Origin of the sequence: Enterobacter cloacae complex sp. P6RS, from assembly GCF_014982245.1 — a bacterium.
Taxonomy (GTDB): domain Bacteria; phylum Pseudomonadota; class Gammaproteobacteria; order Enterobacterales; family Enterobacteriaceae; genus Enterobacter; species Enterobacter bugandensis.
In genome coordinates this window covers 235,984-236,276 of record NZ_JADCLB010000017.1, presented here as the reverse complement: position 1 = coordinate 236,276, position 293 = coordinate 235,984, and the positions used below count along the sequence as shown (strand labels likewise).

General features: G+C 58.0%; 1 protein-coding gene. It reads left to right on the top strand.

Features of this window, described 5'->3' with window-relative positions; genetic code table 11:
- Positions 1 to 99: 99 nt before the first annotated feature.
- The coding region (locus INF73_RS11285) for a hypothetical protein (protein ID WP_193067348.1) at positions 100 to 293 on the top strand (194 nt) is incomplete at its 3' end.

The following is a 293-nucleotide window of genomic DNA, read 5'->3' as shown; positions in this document are numbered from 1 at the left end:
GTGGGGCAGACCCTGAGTGCAGAATACACCTTCACGTCAAATGGAAGCGGTACGGATAAATCCACCTTTATCTGGGGGAGATATGAGAGAACCAGTTGGATGCCGATCGAGGGGGCCACGGGGCGGGAATACACCCTCCGGGCCGAGGATGCGGGTTACAGCATTAAAGTGACGGTAATTCCGGAGGGCAGCAGCCAGCCTCAACTGCAGGGCGATACACAGCACAGCCCGGCGGTGGATGCCTATGGTGCGCCGTCAATAACCAATCTGCATATCTCCGGCACGCCGAAGGT